This is a genomic window from Streptomyces sp. NPDC006925 (assembly GCF_042869575.1).
In the GTDB taxonomy this organism is placed as follows: Bacteria; Actinomycetota; Actinomycetes; order Streptomycetales; family Streptomycetaceae; genus Streptomyces.
On the sequence record NZ_JBIAGB010000018.1, the window covers coordinates 1 to 15,868 of the forward strand.

The following is a 15,868-nucleotide window of genomic DNA, read 5'->3' on the forward strand; positions in this document are numbered from 1 at the left end:
TCAACTGCCTCGACGGACTCGGCCTCGGTCACGTTCTCACTGGTCATCGATGCATCTTCCTTGATCAGGAGTTACACCGAACGTTTTACAGTCCCCCTCCGAATGTGAGACAGGGTCGCTCGTTCGACAGACCCGTTCGTGGTTGCAGCCGGGAATCTCCCGCCGCTGCCCGAACGGTTTGATATGACTGGCCATCACCGGACTACCGGCACTCGGCGAAACGAGGAGGCCGCGCCCTCATCGGTCGTGAGAACGGAGACCGGTGGCGGGGACCAGAGAGGCGCGCCGCGCCGCACGGTAAGGGGGGCGACCATGACTTCGGTTTCGTCGTTCAGACAATGGCTGCGAGACCAGCCCGAGCTGGTTCTCATGCTGTTCCGGCACGTCGAGAAGACACATGGTCTTCCTGTCCTGCACTACCACGGTGGTCCCGCCGACTCGAAGCTGCGCAGGTCCGTCGGGGCCCGGATGTGGGTGACCCGGGCGCCCGAACGACTGATCCTCAGTCTCTGCGCGTGCGGAGTCGGGCTCGCCGACTCCAGGCTCTGCGAGACAGGACACGAGGCGCGGCTGCCAGACGCCGATCTCGCGCAGCTCACCCGGATGCTGTCGGACCTGCCGCCGGACCTGGCGCAACTCGTACTCCAAGGGCTCCCCCTCCTCGAGGACCGGCCCCCATGTGAGCTGTTGCGAGACCACTCGAAGCAGCTCCAGGAGGCCGCCGCGAGTGCCGCGGATCACCCTCTGACTCAACCCGACTACGAGCGACTTCCCTGTGCGGAGTGGGTGTCACGGGATTCCGACGACACGGCAGGAGCGGGCGCTGACGGACACAGGACGGCTCAACCGGGAGCGAGGGGGCGCCGGATCGTGATGTGGTCGGACGCCGAGGAGATCGGGCGGGAGACGGCCCGGCTGAAGAACGCCGCAGAGGAACTGGCCAGCCGACTGGATGTCTTCGTCGCGGCCGTCCGTGCCGGACGACTGGCCGCTGATCGGGAGTTGCTTCGCGCGACCGCGGAGTGGGTCAGGAAACGCCAGGCTCTGGGCCGCGTCTTCATGGAGTCCGGCGCCGGTGACGTCTGGGCCGACGATCAGGGGTGGGCCGCGGCCGAGTCGCTCGTCGAGCGAATGCGGGAGGACGAGCGCCGCAAGGAGGAGATCGACCGGGAGGTCGCTGAGACCGTGAAGGCGCTCGACGAGGCTCGCACCGTGTACGAGTCGTCTTCGAGCGAGATGCTCCGGAACAGCCTGCGCGACCAGATCACATATTTCGAGCAGCGGCTCCGCGAGTTGCGTGGGGATGTGCTCGCGCCGCTCACCGACGGTGAAGCGGACGCCGCCGAGCCTGGCGTGGACTCCACCGAGGATGTCGCCGCACCGTCACCGGACGAGGCAGACAGTGGCTCGGACGGCGTCACCTGCAGGGCTGCGCCGGAGGCAGCCGAGATCGGGGCGGTCGTCACGCTCGACAGCGGCTCTCGCCCCGCCGCGGAGGAAACGAACGTCGGTGAGCACCTGACCGACTCCCACGCCGGCCCGGGCCCGCGTCCGGACAGGAACCGGGCCGCACGGCCCAACGCGTCCGAGAAGGAAGAGCTCGGCGAATCCGCAAAGCACGAACAGCCGGGAGCGGGCCAGGGGCTGGACGTGTCGACGGGGCCGGAGGGCGGCCAGGAGCCCGAGGAGCCCACCCAGTCCACCGCGCCCACGGGACCTGAAGAGACAGGAGGACCGGCGCGGGCGAGGACGGCCGAGGAGCGCGGACCTGTCGCGTCTTCGGATGAGGGCGACGCGCCCACCCTCACCGGATCGGAAGGGGCAGCGCGCGGGGGTACCCCGACGATCACGGCAGAACACGAGGCTACTGCGCTCTCTCTGCACTCCCGTCCCACCGAGCACCGTTCGGCCCCGGTACCGAGGCCGAAGGCCGACGTGTGGTCCGGGGAGCCTGTTCCAGTGGCGGAGTTGGTCAAGGAGGGACGGCTTGCCGAGGCTTACTGGCTGACCCGCGCCGCAGATGCCGACGCGCAGCGCGTGCTCGCGCTCGCGTTCGCGGACGCCGCCTTCCACACATCCTCGGAATGGGCCTCCGATCTGCAACGGGAGGCCGAGGGAGAAATCCAGACGGTAGCCGAGGACCGCCCCTGGGATGATGACCGCGACGCCTACCTGGTTGTGCTGACCGCCGCCATCCGCAGCGGCTTGTCGGCGCGGTGGGCTGCCGGTGTCCTGACCGACTTCACCTCGCTGCCGGGTCTGTCCGGGCCGTGGGCAACGCTGCTGGAAGAACTGGTCCACGCGGTGCGGCAGTCCGTCGACATCCAACCGGGCGATCTGGAGGCACCGGCCACGGCGTCCGCCGTCGACAGACGCGAGGAGATCGGCGAACGGGCCCGCCAGCTCAGCCTCGACTTGCCGCAGCGGACCATCAAATACCAGCGCGGCACACTCGTGCTACAGGCCCTCGCGGCGCCGGACGGTGTCTTGGGACGCACGCTGGAGATGATCCAGAGCTGGGCCGAGGGAGACATCGAGGCCGAGGAACTCGGCAAGGAGATGGACGAGCGCTACAAGCGCTCCGACGCAGCCGACCGGATCATCGACGCCACCGACCGGGCGAAGCGAACTCCCAAACAGGCGAAGACCGCCATCCACTCGGCCGCGCGCGACCAACTGCGGGGCCACATCAGGAGCGTTCAGGACCTGCTCACGGAGGCCGTGCACATCGCCGCCTCGCCCCGTCCGTCCGGGGGCCGCGACGTCGGCCGGGACCTGATGAAGGCCATCGCGGCCGCCCGACACGCCGAACCGGTGCCCGGGGTGGGTGGCGCGCTCCTCGCACTGCTGGTGCGCTGGCTCAACGGCTCCTACACTCCCCAACCGCGCGATACCCGGTTCCGCCCCCCCGCCGACGATGTTCTCCACCTGCCCGGCCTGTCCTGGCGGGTTGACGAATTCCGAGACGAACCTGACCTCGAGAGCCCGGACGCCTTCAGGGCCATGCTCGGCCTGCTCGGTCCCGTCGACGTCGCTGTCGCGCTGCGACGCCACCAGGACAAGGGCAACCTGCACCTGGCGGCCCGTCTGCTGGACAGGCTGGAGCGGGGACGGCTCGTCGGTGCCGCGCCGCAGTCGGCTCAACTGTCGGACTGGCGGCAGGAACTCTCGGACGCGGCTGCCGACTGGCGGCGCAAATGTGCAGAGGAGCACCGGCGCGCCCAACTCGCTCTGGCGCAGATGCGGGTGCAGAACCTGCTGAAGGCTGAGGACGAGCACAACTTCACGGTGCGTCTCCTCGACCTGGAGGCGGACAACGGCGATCGTTACGGCGAGAGGTTCCGCGCCATCGACAAGATCGGCCACCACCTCCATGCGCTGGGAGAGCAGCAGACCACTCAGCTCTACCGCGAACTCGACGCCGCGCGCCTGACCGGGACAGACGAGCAGCGCATCCGCGGGCTACTGGACCGCGGTGAGACGGTTGGCGCGGAGGAACTCCTGTCCTTCGCCCGCGGTGGCGACGCGCTGCCCTCTCCTGCAGAGCCCGTTGGCCAGGAACTGGCTCGCTTCCTGACGGGCGTCTCTCACCGCGAGGCCCCACCGCCGGCTCGGCACGGAGTTAGCGCCCGCTGGTGGGCGCAGCACTACGCGGGCGACGATCCGCTGGTGCAGAACGCGGTCGCCGGGCTCGACTCCTGGGAGAACCTGATCCGCGTGCGAGAGGAGCGCAAGATCCGGGGTCCGGTCAAGAGTGTCCTGCGCCTGCTCGGCCTGGCCGTGGCCGAGCCCAACGTCGAAGAGTCCCGGCACGGAGTCACCCGGCTGAGCGTGCGGGCTGACATCACCGAGAGCACGCCCGGCTATGTCGCTGCCCTGGGCTCCCAGGCCCGCCGCATGTACAAGGTCGTCGTCATCGCCAACGAGCTCCGAGGAGAGGGCCCACTGCGGCACCTCCCTGACTCGGCCATCGGTGCCAACGTGATCCTTTACCTGCAGCCTCTCGGCATCGAAGGGCGCCGCAAGCTCGCAGTCGCCGCTCGTAGCCGCGGGCAGCAAGCCCTAGTGGTCGACCCGGCCGTCATCGGCTGGGTGGCGGCCCGCGCGCCGCGCTCCTTCCGTGCCGCGCAGCGGGTCACGCTGCCGTGGACCGGGTTCACCCCGTACACCCCGCACGTCGCCGGCCTCGTGCCCCCGGAGGTCTTCAAAGGTCGGGCCGAGGAGATGCGCGAGGTCCTGAAGCCTGACGGCTCCATCTTCCTCTTCGGCGGGCGTCAGCTCGGCAAGTCGTCGCTGCTGCGCCAAGCGGTCGAGGTGTTTCAGAAAGCCGACCCGGATCGCAATATTGCCATCTACATCGACCTGCTCAAGGCGGATATCGGACACGCCGAGCCCCCGGACGGCATCTGGCGGGTCCTGTTGGCGGAGCTGAAGTACCGCAAGGTCATCCCGGGGAGCATCTCCGACCGCAGCCCCGTCGACACCATCGCCGACAAGATCCGGCAGTGGATCGAGGCGGAGCCAGGCCGGCGCATCCTGCTGCTCGCCGATGAGGCAGACGCCTTCCTCACCGCCGACGCCCAAGCCGTCTACACCGGCGGCGGCCAGTCGACCTTCCACACCGTAAAGCAACTGCAGCGGCTGATGGAGGCCACCGGCCGGTCCTTCAAGGCCGTCTTCGCCGGTCTGCACCAGGTGCAGCGCTTCAACCACCTCACCAACGTCGTCACCGCGCACGGCGGCCCCGGAGTCCTCGTCGGTCCGCTCAAGCCGCAGGCCGCGGTCGCGCTCGTCGAGGAGCCCCTGGCCGCGGTCGGTCTCGTCTTCGAGAGGCCCGACCTGGTCTGGCATATCCTGGGCGTCACCAACTACCAAGCGAACCTGGTGCAGATATTCTGCGATCACCTCGTCGCTTACATGCAGCAGCGCGCCATGCTCACTGACGGTCGTCACGCACCGATCACCTGGGACGATGTCCAGGCCGTCGCCAACCTGGAACGGGTCCGCGAACTCATCGCGGAGCGGCTGCGCTACACCATCAACCTGGAGGACCGCTACCGCGTCCTCACGCTGCTGATCGCCCTGCGCGCCCTCAAGCACGGATACGCCCACGCCTCCCGGCCCGGCGAACTCCTGGAGGAGGCACACCAGATCTGGCCCGAGGGTTTCCCGCTCAACAGCGAACGCCAGCTGACCATCTTCCTTGACGAGATGGTCGGCCTCGGCCTGCTCATCAAGCTCCCCGCCAAGGAGCGCGCTTACGCGATGCGCAGCCCCAACGTGGTCAACATGCTCGGCACCCGCAACGAGCTCGAGAGCGAGCTGCACGACACCGAGTTCGACCTGCCCTACGACTACAATCCGCGCTCCGCCCGCCGTTCTTTGGGCATCATCAGGGGGGTCCAGCGGATGAGTCCGCTGACCGAGGGGCAGTTCGGTGAGATGCTCGCCCACTCCACCCGCACAAGCATCGTGCCCTGCACACGGGCGCTCGCAGACGATCTCGTCGAAGGCGGACTGCGCCTGTATGGCGACGGCTACGGTTTCGACGTTGACACCGTCGGCCCGGATGACGACCTCATCGGTGCGATCACGACGGACTCGCGGCGCAAGCGCGGGTCCAAACTCCTCTTCGTCGACCTGCGCGGCCGACCGGGGTCCGCCGTGAAGGCGGCCGCAGAGCGCCTGGTCGAGCACACGGGGGCCGAGGGGATCGATGCCAAGGCCACACCCGGAGCACCTCGGCGGTACGCCGTCGTCCTCTGTTCTCCGGACGCGATGGCTGAGACGGAGACGACGAATGTCGGACTCGTCGTGCCACAACGGTGGACCGTCGACAGCGTCCGTGCCTGGCCCGAGTCGCCGTTCGGGCTTCCTCAGGAACGCCGCGGTCTCATCGCCGCCACCGGCGGCTGGCCTGCTCTGGTCGATGCCGCAATGCACAACGTGCGCTCCGGCAAGAGGCAGAAAGAAGTCCTCCAGAGCCTGTGCGAGCGGTTCGAGGCAGTCAACGCGGCCACCACTCACCTGCAAGCGGCCGGACTCACGGAGGCGGATATCTCCCTCATATCAGCCTGGGTCGAATTCTACAGCGTAGAGGAGTACCTCGAGGGCAAGGCAGTCCTCACTCCCGGAGACCTGGCTGCTGCGTTCTTCGACGAGAGCGACGACGACCAAGCCCTCCGGGCGGCCGAGTGCCTCTTGGAGCGCCTCGAGTGGCTTGCCGTCCTCGACCAAGTCCAGACAGGCGTCCGGCTTGACGCCGTTACCTTCCGTTCGTTGAAGACGATCGGCGCCGATCGATGACCGCCACCGATTCCAGCCCGCCAGGCACGGTACGCGAGGAATCCGAGTCCTCGGACAGCAGCTCACGCGCGCCAGCCCTGCAGGGAGGTGCCCCAGCCCCGGAAGCCGCCGATACCGCCGGGGAAGTCGAGGACGAAGACCTCGCCGGGCTCCCCGGACCGCGTCGGCATCTCAATCTGCTGGAGGCGGACCTGCGGTCCGGAAGCAGCTGCGTCTGGTACTTCCCTGACCCGGTCGTGGAGACCGGGAGGGCTGACTTCTTCGTCGGCGAACTCACCCACCGCATGGAGGGGGTGATCTCGGTGCCCGGGGCCGGATCCCTGGCCGACCGCGGCGCCGGGCCGATACCCCCGGTGCGCGTGTTGCCGGAGCCGCGCGTACCTCTCACCACCGCGAACGGGACAGGGGACGCGGGCCCGCCTGACGACTCGTATGGCGATCTGGTGAGCAGTCTCGTCATGACCAGCGGTGCTGGATTGCCCGATGCCTCCCCCACTCCCGCCCCCGCATCGGCCTCGACGCTGGAGGACCGCCTCGCCAAGGAGCTCGGCGTCACTGGGGATCCTGTCGCGGCACTCGCCGAACAGGCCGCCGTCGGCCTGGTGCCCCCCACCATCGTCGTCCGATGCTGGAACGAGTCGACATGCGAAGAGGCGGCGAGGCTCCTCAGGGTCGCTGTGGCCACGTTCCACGAAGCAGGGCTGCCCGGCCGGAAGCGGCCCCGTTTCCTCTTCGCCGCCAGGGCGGGCGACCTGCCGCGCGGTGTGCTCGGAGACCGCAGCCGGTGGTCCGTCCACTGGTGGTGGAAGGTCTGGACCCGGCTGGACACCGAGGTCCTCATGGCATGGCGATCCGACGTCGGCGCTGAGAAGGCGGCCGACGCCCTGCTCCGGCGGGTGACAGACGCCGTCGTCGCCGAAGTCTGCGGCCCCGACATCGACCGCGCTCTCGCCCTGCGGGTCGCCTGGAGCGGCGGAGACCTGGACAGCCTACGCACGGCGCTCACCCTGTTGCTGCCCGATGATGAGCAGGCCACGGCAGCGTGCGAGCCAGGCATACGCATGTCGACCGCCCACGCCTGGTCCCCCGACCCCGAGATCCACGACGCGTGGGCCGACGGCTCCATCGACAGCTGGGACGGGCGCATCCGCCTGGTGCACGGTCGTCACCTCCTGAACTCCCGGCCACACGAACTGCGCGTCCTCGTCTGCCACGCGCAGAACAGGGTCCTCCTCCCTCTCATCGAGGAAGCTCGCACATCCCTGATTCACCACCTGCCCGAACTGCTCCGCAAGGGCTCGCACAGTCTTCAGGACTTCTGCGCCAGAGCCCGTTCGCAGTACAGGAACGGTACATCCGACGGCGCACCCGACCCCCACGAACTCGAGATCGGCGGTCTCTCGGCCGCCGCCTACATGCTGAACCTGACCACAGCCCAGCGTCACCGCCTGCGCTTGCTGCACCTTGCCCGCAACGCCCTCTCCCACCGGAATCCGCTCGGCCACAAGGACCTCGTTGCCCTGGCGAAGGTGCTGACTACGGACTGGACCGCGAAGTGATGGGACCGGTCGCCATGGCCTGGAATTGCGGCTTCTCGTCGACACAGAAGACCAACGCCCGCTCGGGCGGGTTCAGATAGAGGCCGCCCACGTCGTGGACCGTGTCGACGACGTAGGGCCGTCGACACGCTCGAACGTCTCGGTGCGGTGTGGCTGCAGGCCGAAGGCTCGCCAGATCCGCGACACGGTCGACTGCGACAGGCCCATTCCGTGGCCATCGCCCGCGTCCACCAGTGCGTGGCGTTCTTCGGCGTCCACTCCACCACCGCGGCGACCTGCTCGTCGGTGACCGTCAGGGATCCGCTGGACGTGACATGTCACCAGCCCGGCGATCCGGTGCTCGACAAACTGCGCCCGCCAGCGGCCCACCGCATGCGGTGTCGAACAGAGCTGGGCAGCCACACCCCTGTTGGACACGCCGATCGCGGGGGCCAGGTGATCCGGCACCGCAATGCCCAGCCTGCCGGGTGGAACGGCGCCGCCCCTATCCCTCCAGCGCAGCCCGCGCCGCATCCGACAGGATCAACTCGGCCTTCGGCCGCCCAGTACGTGCCACCAGGCAACCCCACATCTGAACAGAAAACCTGACTCAGAAGATTAGCTGGCCCTTTCCGGGGCAACTGGCCACCTGGAGCCAGCAGCTCCGCGCAGGGCGTCACCCACCCTCGGACACCTGATTGCTATACGGCACCCTGGCAGGGCCTGACCTGCCCAACGGATTTCCTGACACCCAATCAGGACGAGCGTAATCTCAGCATCAAGATATCGCGCGTAACGCCCACACCGCACATAATACGCACGGGCAAAACCCTAGTTCAGGAGCCCTTCCCCGCCGGCTCCAGAATCGCGACGCACTCCACATGATGCGTCATCGGGAACAGGTCGAAGGCGCGCAGGAAGCGGGGGCGGTAGCCGGCGGTGGCGAAGTAGGAGAGGTCGCGGGCGAGGGCGGCCGGGTCGCAGGCGACGTAGGCGATGCGGCGGGGGCCGAGTGCGGTGACCTGGTCGACGATGCGCTTGCCCGCGCCGGTCCGGGGCGGGTCGAGGACGACCAGGTCGGCCTCGGTGATGCCGGTGCGCGGCAGGACCTTGTCGACCTTGCCGTGCTCGATGCGTACCCGGGGGAAGTCCTCGAGGTTCTTGCGGGCGTCGGCCGCCGCCCGCTTGTCCGACTCGATGCCGAGCACGGCGCCCTTCTCGCCGAGGCGGTCGGCAAGCGCTCCGGCGAACAGGCCGACGCCGCAGTACAGGTCCAGTGCCGTCTCGCCCTTGCGGGGGGTGAGGCCGCGCATCACGGCGTCCACCAGGACCTCGGCGGCACGGGGGTGGACCTGCCAGAAGCCGCCCTCGCCGATGCGCCAGGTGCGTCCGTCGGCGCGCTCGCGGACGAAGTCGCGGCCGTGGACGCGGTGTACGGCGCGGTCCTTCTCGCCCACCCGGAGGACGGAGACCTCGCGGTTCAGCTCCACGAGGGGCAGTCGGCCGCCGGGGCGGGGGGTGAGGACGACCTGGCGGTCGGCGGAGCCGGTGGCGGCGATGGCGTCGACGGTGGCGATCTGCGGCCACTCGCGCTCCTCGATGCCGAGCTCCTCGACCTCGGGTGCGGCGATCAGGCAGTGGTCGATGCGCTGCACCTCGTGCGAGCGGTGCTTGAGGAGGCCGGCGTGGCCCTCCGCGTCGATGGTGTAGCGCATGCGGGTGCGCCAGGCCGGGACCTCGCCGGGGGCGACCTTGTCGCCCGGTGCGGGCTCGACCGTGCCGTCCCAGGAGACGTCCTCGGGGGTGAGCCCGGCGAGCCGCTGGAGCTGTTCGGTGAGCACGTCGGCCTTGAGGCGTCGCTGCGCGCCGGGCTTGACGTGCTGCCAGTCGCACCCGCCGCAGCGCCCGGGGCCCGAGAAGGGGCAGGGTGCCTCGACACGGTCCTTGGCGGGCTCCAGGACGTCCACGGCGTCGGCCCGCAGGAAGCGCGAGTCGGTGCGGCCCTCGGTCACCCGGGCGACGACCCGCTCGCCGGGCAGCGTGTGCCGGACGAAGAGCACCTGGCCGCCGCCGGTACGGGCCACGCAGTGGCCGCCGTGCGCCACCGGGCCGACCTCGACCTCGTACTCCTCCCCCACCAGGGAGGGGGCGAGCTCTTCGGACGCGCTGGCTTCGGGCATCGGGGCGTGACTCCAAACGGCTGGAAAGGCTGAGGGCTGAGGGCTGAGGGCTGAAGAACGGCTGGGCGATGACTGGCACGGGGGAACCGAGGGGTGCCGTGCGGCGGGATGCGGGGCCGGCCGGGCGGGAGGGACCGTCCGGGCCGCAGCCGCCGAGTCTACTTCCCGCGCTGCCGGGTCAGGCTCCCCGCCGGTCCGGACCCGTTTCCGGGGCCCTTGCCGCCTTTGCCGCCCTTGCCGCCGTCCTTCTGGGACTTCCGCGGCTGGATGACGGGACCGCGGCGCACGGAGCCGGGCGCGTTCCACTGCTCCCGCCGCCTGGCCCGCTTCTTGGCCAGCTCGGAGGACTCCAGCTGGTAGGGCACCGAGGTCACCATGACGCCGGGTGTGAACAGCAGCCGGCCCTTGAGCCGCAGCGCGCTCTGGTTGTGCAGCAGGTGCTCGTACCAGTGGCCGACCACGTACTCCGGGATGAAGACGCTCACCACGTCGCGGGGCTGCTCCTGGCGCAGCCGCTTCACGTAGTCGATGACGGGGCGCGAGATCTCCCGGTAGGGCGAGTCGAGGATGGTGAGCGGGATGTCGATGCCGCTCTCCTCCCACTCTCTGCGGAGCTGCTCCGTCTCGTCCTGGTCCATGTTGACGGTGACGGCTTCGAGGGTGTCGGCGCGCAGCAGCTTGGCGTAGCGCAGGGCGCGCAGCGTGGGCTTGTGGATCTTGGATACGAGCACGAACGAGTGCACCCGCGAGGGGCGCATCTTCGCCTCCGTGGGGTCCTCGGCCGCCAGTTCCTCGGACACTCCGTCGTAGTGCCGGCGGATGGCGGTCATCACGGCGTAGAAGAGTCCCATGCCGACCAGGGAGACCCAGGCGCCGTGCGAGAACTTCGTCACCAGCACGACCACGAGCACCAGTCCGGTGAAGAAGGCCCCGAAGGTGTTGATGGCGCGGGAGCGGTGCATGCGGTGGCGGCGTGCGGAATCGGTCTCCGTGCCGAGCAGCCGGTTCCAGTGCCGGACCATGCCGATCTGGCTGAGGGTGAAGGAGACGAACACGCCCACGATGTAGAGCTGGATCAGGCGGGTGGAGTCGGCGCCGTAGACCACCACGAGTATCACCGCGGCGCCCGCCAGCAGCACGATGCCGTTGGAGAAGGTGAGCCGGTCACCGCGGGTGTGCAACTGCCGCGGCAGGTAGCGGTCCTGCGCCAGGATGGAGCCCAGCAGCGGGAAGCCGTTGTAGGCGGTGTTGGCGGCCAGGAACAGTACCAGCGCGGTGGCCGCGGCCAGGTAGACGAAGGGGAGCGTGCCGTCGCCGAAGACCGCGGCCGCCACCTGGGAGATGACGGGGTTCTGGGTGTAGTCGGCGCCCGCGGGGTGGCCGTCGATCAGCAGGTCCTTGGCCGGGTTCTCCGCCATCCGCACCTTGGTGGCCAGCGCCAGCGCGATGATGCCGCAGAACATGGTGACCGCCAGCACGCCCATCAGGGCCAGGGTGGTCGCGGCGTTCTTCGACTTGGGCTTGCGGAAGGCGGGCACCCCGTTGCTGATCGCCTCGACGCCGGTGAGCGCCGCACAGCCGGAGGAGAAGGCGCGCAGCAGCAGGAAGGCCAGCGCGAACGCGCCGAGGCCGGACTGTTCGGTGTGGATCTCGTAGTCGGCGGTGGGGGCGCGCATCTCGTCGCCCAGGATGGCTCCGCGCACCACCCCCCACGCGAGCAGTCCGAAGACGCCCGCGACGAAGCAGTAGGTCGGTACGGCGAACAGCTTGCCGGACTCGCGCACGCCCCGCAGGTTCATCAGCGTCAGCAGCACGATCACGGCGACGGCGCAGAACGTCTTGTGCTCGACGACGAACGGGATGGCCGAGCCGAGGTTCTCGACCCCGGAGGAGATCGAGACCGCCACGGTGAGCACGTAGTCGACCAGCAGTGCGCTGGCGACGGTCAACCCCGCCCGGCGGCCCAGGTTCGTGGTCGCGACTTCGTAGTCCCCGCCCCCGCTCGGATACGCCCGGACGTTCTGCCGGTAGGAGGCCACCACCGTGAACATCAGCACGACGACCGCGACCGCGATCCACGGGCTGAAGCTGTAGGCGGAGGCCCCCGCCACCGACAGGACCAGCAGCACCTCGCCCGGCGCGTACGCCACCGAGGACAGCGGGTCGGAGGCGAAGACGGGGAGGGCGAGACGCTTGGGAAGGAGCGTCTCGGCGAGCCTGTCGCTGCGCAGCGCCCTCCCGAGGAGAAGTCGTTTCGGTACGTCGGTCATCCTGGACACGCAGAGGATCGTATGCGGTCAGTCGTGCGATGCTGAGACGGCCCGCTGTACGGGACGAAGGGACGGGCGTTGCACATTGTGATCATGGGCTGCGGGCGAGTGGGAGCAGAGCTCGCGCAGACCCTGGAACGACAGGGCCACACGGTCGCGGTCATCGACCGGGACCCCACCGCGTTCCGGCGCCTCGGCTCGGGGTTCGGGGGACGCCGGGTCACAGGGATCGGCTTCGACCAGGACACCTTGCGCGAGGCCGGCATAGAGGAGGCGGGGGCGTTCGCCGCGGTCAGCAGCGGCGACAACTCCAACATCATCGCGGCCCGGGTGGCACGTGAGATGTTCGGCACAAAGCACGTGGCCGCGCGGATCTACGACCCGCGGCGCGCGGAGGTCTACCAGCGCCTCGGCATCCCCACCGTCGCGACGGTGCGCTGGACCGCGGACCAGATGCTGCGCCGACTGCTGCCGTCCGGCTCGGAGCCGCTGTGGCGGGACCCGAGCGGCGCCGTGCAACTCGCCGAGGTGCACACCTCCGCGGCGTGGGTCGGCGAGCGGGTCAGCCGGCTCCAGGAGGAGGCCGGGGTGCGTATCGCTTTCCTCACCCGGCTGGGCGAGGCCATACTGCCGACGTCCCGGACGGTGCTGCAGGAAGGCGACCTGGTGCATGTGATGATGCGCTGCGACGAGGTCGCGAAAGTAGAGGAAGTCTTCGCCGTGGGGCCGGAGTCGTGAACGGCACGCGGGCGGCAGCCGAGCCGCGCCGGAGCAGGACGCACGCACTCCGCCGGACGGGCGGAGAAGCGAACCAGGGGAACGCATGAGAGTGGCGATTGCCGGGGCGGGCGCGGTGGGCCGCTCCGTCGCGGGCGAGCTGTTGGAGAACGGGCACGAGGTCCTGCTCGTCGACAAGGCGCCGACAGCCATCTCCGTCGAGCGGGTTCCCCAGGCTGAGTGGCTGCTGGCGGACGCGTGCGAGATCACCTCGCTGGACGAGGCGGCGCTGGAGCGCTGCCATGTGGTGATCGCCGCAACGGGTGACGACAAGGTCAACCTGGTGGTCTCGCTGTTGGCCAAAACGGAGTACGGGGTGCCCCGGGTGGTGGCCCGGGTCAACAACCCGAAGAACGAGTGGCTGTTCAACGAGTCGTGGGGAGTGGATGTCGCCGTCTCGACTCCGCGCCTGATGTCGGCTCTGGTGGAGGAGGCCGTCAGCGTCGGCGACCTGGTGCGGCTGCTGCGCTTCTCGCAGGGCGACGCGAACCTCGTGGAGCTCACGCTGCCCCCGGAGTCCACGCTGGCGGGCACCCGCGTGGGTGATGTGAGCTGGCCGGAGGACACCGCGCTGGTGACGATCATCCGCGGCTCCAGGGTGCTGACGCCGGATCCGGACGACGTGCTGGAGGCGGGCGACGAACTCCTCTTCGTGGCTGCTCCCGCACGCGAGGAGCAGCTCGAGGAGCTGCTCTCGGCCCGCGGGTGACTCCCCTGCGGTGACGGCCCGCAGGTGCCGGTCCGGCGGGGGCGAGGCACGCTCACCGGGGACGGAGGCCGCGGACGGCGCGGCGGCCGCGGACGGCTTCCGCGACCGCGGCTCGGCGCGGCCGTGAGCGGCCCGGTCAGCTCTTCTTCACCAGCGCAACCCACACCTGACCGCGCACGAAGGGCAGCCGGTCTCCGCCGTCCGCCAGGGTGAAGGCGGTGCCGCCGCCCGCCGAGGGACGCGACCAGTGTGCTTCGTACGCCGTGCCGTCCCGCAGCACCAGCGCGTCGCCGGAGCCGACGGTCTCGGTGTAGGGGGTGACGCTGCCGGAACTGTCGTGGAAGCGGGACGGGCGCACGGTCACGTACTGGATCACGACGGTGGCGGGGGCGAGCCGTCCGCCCCCACGGGCACGTGCCGGGGATCCGTCCGTCGCCACCAGCCAGCGGCCGCGGTCGGCGGACCAGGTGAAGGTGAAGCGGGCCCCGGGGTAGCGGACGGTGTGCCGGTCGGTGGCCCGGCCGCCGCCGGGTGCGGAACCGAAGCGGAAGCCGATGTCCCGGGGCGCGGAGGCGCCGCCGGCGGCCTGCTCGGCGCGGCGTGCCTTGAGGTAGAGGTTGTGGGGGACGCGGCGGCCCGGGTCCCGTTCGTAGCCGTCGGTCAGCTCGCCGGGCGGCAGGAGCCGCAGCGGTGCCGCCTCCAGGGTCGGCAGGAGTTTGCTCTGCACGCCGGAGAACGCCAGCGCCGGCTCGCCGAACTGGCGCAGCAGTTCGATGTCGGATTCGCGGGCGCTGCGCACCGGGCCGACGGTGGCGGGGAGGTCGGAGGCGAAGACGGCCAGGATGCGGCTCAGCCCGGCCTCGACCTGCTCGGTGTAGACGATGTCGGCGTGGTCGAGCCCGTTCTGCGGCCGGGCCGCGGCCACGTTGTCGACCTTCACCGCCAGCACCCGGCCGCCCTTGTGCTGCTCGCCGGTGAACGGGGACGTGTCCCCCTTCTCCCCGTCGGAGCCGCACGCGGCGAGGGTGCCCGCGCCCAGCGCCGCGGCGGTCGCCAGGGCGGTCCGCAGCACCGCCCTGCGTGCCCTGTACGGGGCCGCTCCGTCCGTGGGCAGCCCGGGCCGCCGGGTGGGGTCGTCCATGGCGCCTCGCCTCCGTGTCGCTGTGCGCGTCGTGGAGGATCCTTCCCCGCGGCGGGGACGACGGTGCGGCAGGCGGCCCGGTTGGCCCGTTCAGCCGGAGCGCGGGGCGGGCACGTGCGCGTCGACGGCGGGGTCGGCCCGGATCAGCGGCGGTGCCGGCCGGCCGTGCCCGCCTCCGCCGTGGCGGCCTGCGCCGCGGCCTTCTCGGCCTTGGCCGCTTCCTCCTCGGCCTCCAGTTCGGCGATGACGTTGATCGGCGGCGGCGCCTTCGCCAGGAAGATCCAGGTGAGGTAGACGGCCAGCAGGAACGGCGGGATCTTCAGGATGACGGTGACCCAGCCGAACTGGGTGGTCTCGCCCCAGAAGTAGAGCGGGAAGAGCACGGCCGACTTGCCGAGCAGGATGAATCCCCAGGCGTAACTCGCCTTGGTGTACGCCTTCTTGCGGCCGGGGTTGCGCTTGCGCCAGGAGAGGTTCTCCTTGAACACCGGTCCGAGCACCAGGCCGAGCAGCGGCACACCCGCCATGGCGGTGACGAGGTAGGCGAGTGCCAGGCCGAGCGTGTAGAGCATGCCCGGCAGGTAGAAGTCCTTGGCGTTGCCCGTCATCATCGCGAAGAGCACGCCGAAGCCGACGCCGAAGATCCCGCTGAAGGCGTGCTTGACGGTGTCCTTGCGCAGCAGCCGGAAGACGACCATCACACCGGAGAGCACCAGCGCTGTGATCGCGGCGGTGTGGATGTCCTTGTTCACCGTGTACATCGCGATGAACACCAGGCCGGGCACCGTCGTCTCGACCAGGCCCCGCACCCCGCCGAACGCCTCGAACAGCGCCGCTTCCGTGACGGCCTGCGATCCGGTCTCCTCCGGGGCCCGGGAGCCGGTCCCGCCGGTCGGCCGGTCGTCCGGCTCCTCCGCTTCGGTCCGCTTGTCGGGAAGGGTCACCCG

At 70.0% G+C, this 15,868-nt stretch carries 8 protein-coding genes; 4 read left to right on the plus strand and 4 right to left on the minus strand.

Annotation, left to right across the window (positions count from 1 at the left end):
- The first annotated feature begins 870 nt into the window (after nt 1-870).
- Nucleotides 871-6,306, plus strand: a complete 5,436-nt coding sequence (locus ACFYNS_RS22505) for a hypothetical protein (RefSeq protein WP_388604746.1) — start codon at nt 871-873, stop codon at nt 6,304-6,306.
- 443 nt (nt 6,307-6,749) lie between these two features.
- Nucleotides 6,750-7,865 (plus strand): hypothetical protein, encoded by a 1,116-nt coding sequence (locus ACFYNS_RS22510; protein ID WP_388604748.1) that lies wholly within the window; start codon nt 6,750-6,752, stop codon nt 7,863-7,865.
- Between the two features lie 815 nt (nt 7,866-8,680).
- On the opposite strand, the gene ACFYNS_RS22515 is transcribed toward ACFYNS_RS22510, so the two are convergent.
- On the minus strand, nt 8,681-10,024 hold the full coding sequence (locus tag ACFYNS_RS22515) for a TRAM domain-containing protein (protein WP_360292819.1): 1,344 nt from the start codon (nt 10,022-10,024) through the stop codon (nt 8,681-8,683).
- A gap of 158 nt (nt 10,025-10,182) precedes the next feature.
- Nucleotides 10,183-12,303 carry an APC family permease gene (locus ACFYNS_RS22520; protein WP_360292822.1) on the minus strand — a complete coding sequence of 707 codons (2,121 nt, stop codon included), beginning with the start codon at nt 12,301-12,303 and terminating at the stop codon, nt 10,183-10,185.
- A 69-nt stretch (nt 12,304-12,372) separates the two neighbouring features.
- Between ACFYNS_RS22520 and ACFYNS_RS22525 the strand changes: the two genes are divergently transcribed.
- Nucleotides 12,373-13,032: a TrkA family potassium uptake protein gene (locus ACFYNS_RS22525; protein ID WP_360292825.1), complete on the plus strand. Its 660-nt coding sequence runs from the start codon at nt 12,373-12,375 to the stop codon at nt 13,030-13,032.
- An 85-nt stretch (nt 13,033-13,117) separates the two neighbouring features.
- A complete protein-coding gene (locus ACFYNS_RS22530; protein WP_079135174.1) occupies nt 13,118-13,780 on the plus strand; it encodes a TrkA family potassium uptake protein in 663 nt (220 codons plus the stop codon).
- 136 nt (nt 13,781-13,916) lie between these two features.
- Here ACFYNS_RS22530 and ACFYNS_RS22535 read toward each other — a convergent pair whose 3' ends face one another.
- Together ACFYNS_RS22535 and ACFYNS_RS22540 are read right to left on the minus strand one after the other, a co-directional pair.
- Entirely contained in the window at nt 13,917-14,921 is a 1,005-nt protein-coding gene (locus tag ACFYNS_RS22535; protein WP_388604751.1) for a DUF3048 domain-containing protein, read from the minus strand.
- Between the two features lie 143 nt (nt 14,922-15,064).
- Nucleotides 15,065-15,865: a DUF3159 domain-containing protein gene (locus ACFYNS_RS22540; RefSeq protein ID WP_388604753.1), complete on the minus strand. Its 801-nt coding sequence runs from the start codon at nt 15,863-15,865 to the stop codon at nt 15,065-15,067.
- Nucleotides 15,866-15,868 lie beyond the last annotated feature (3 nt).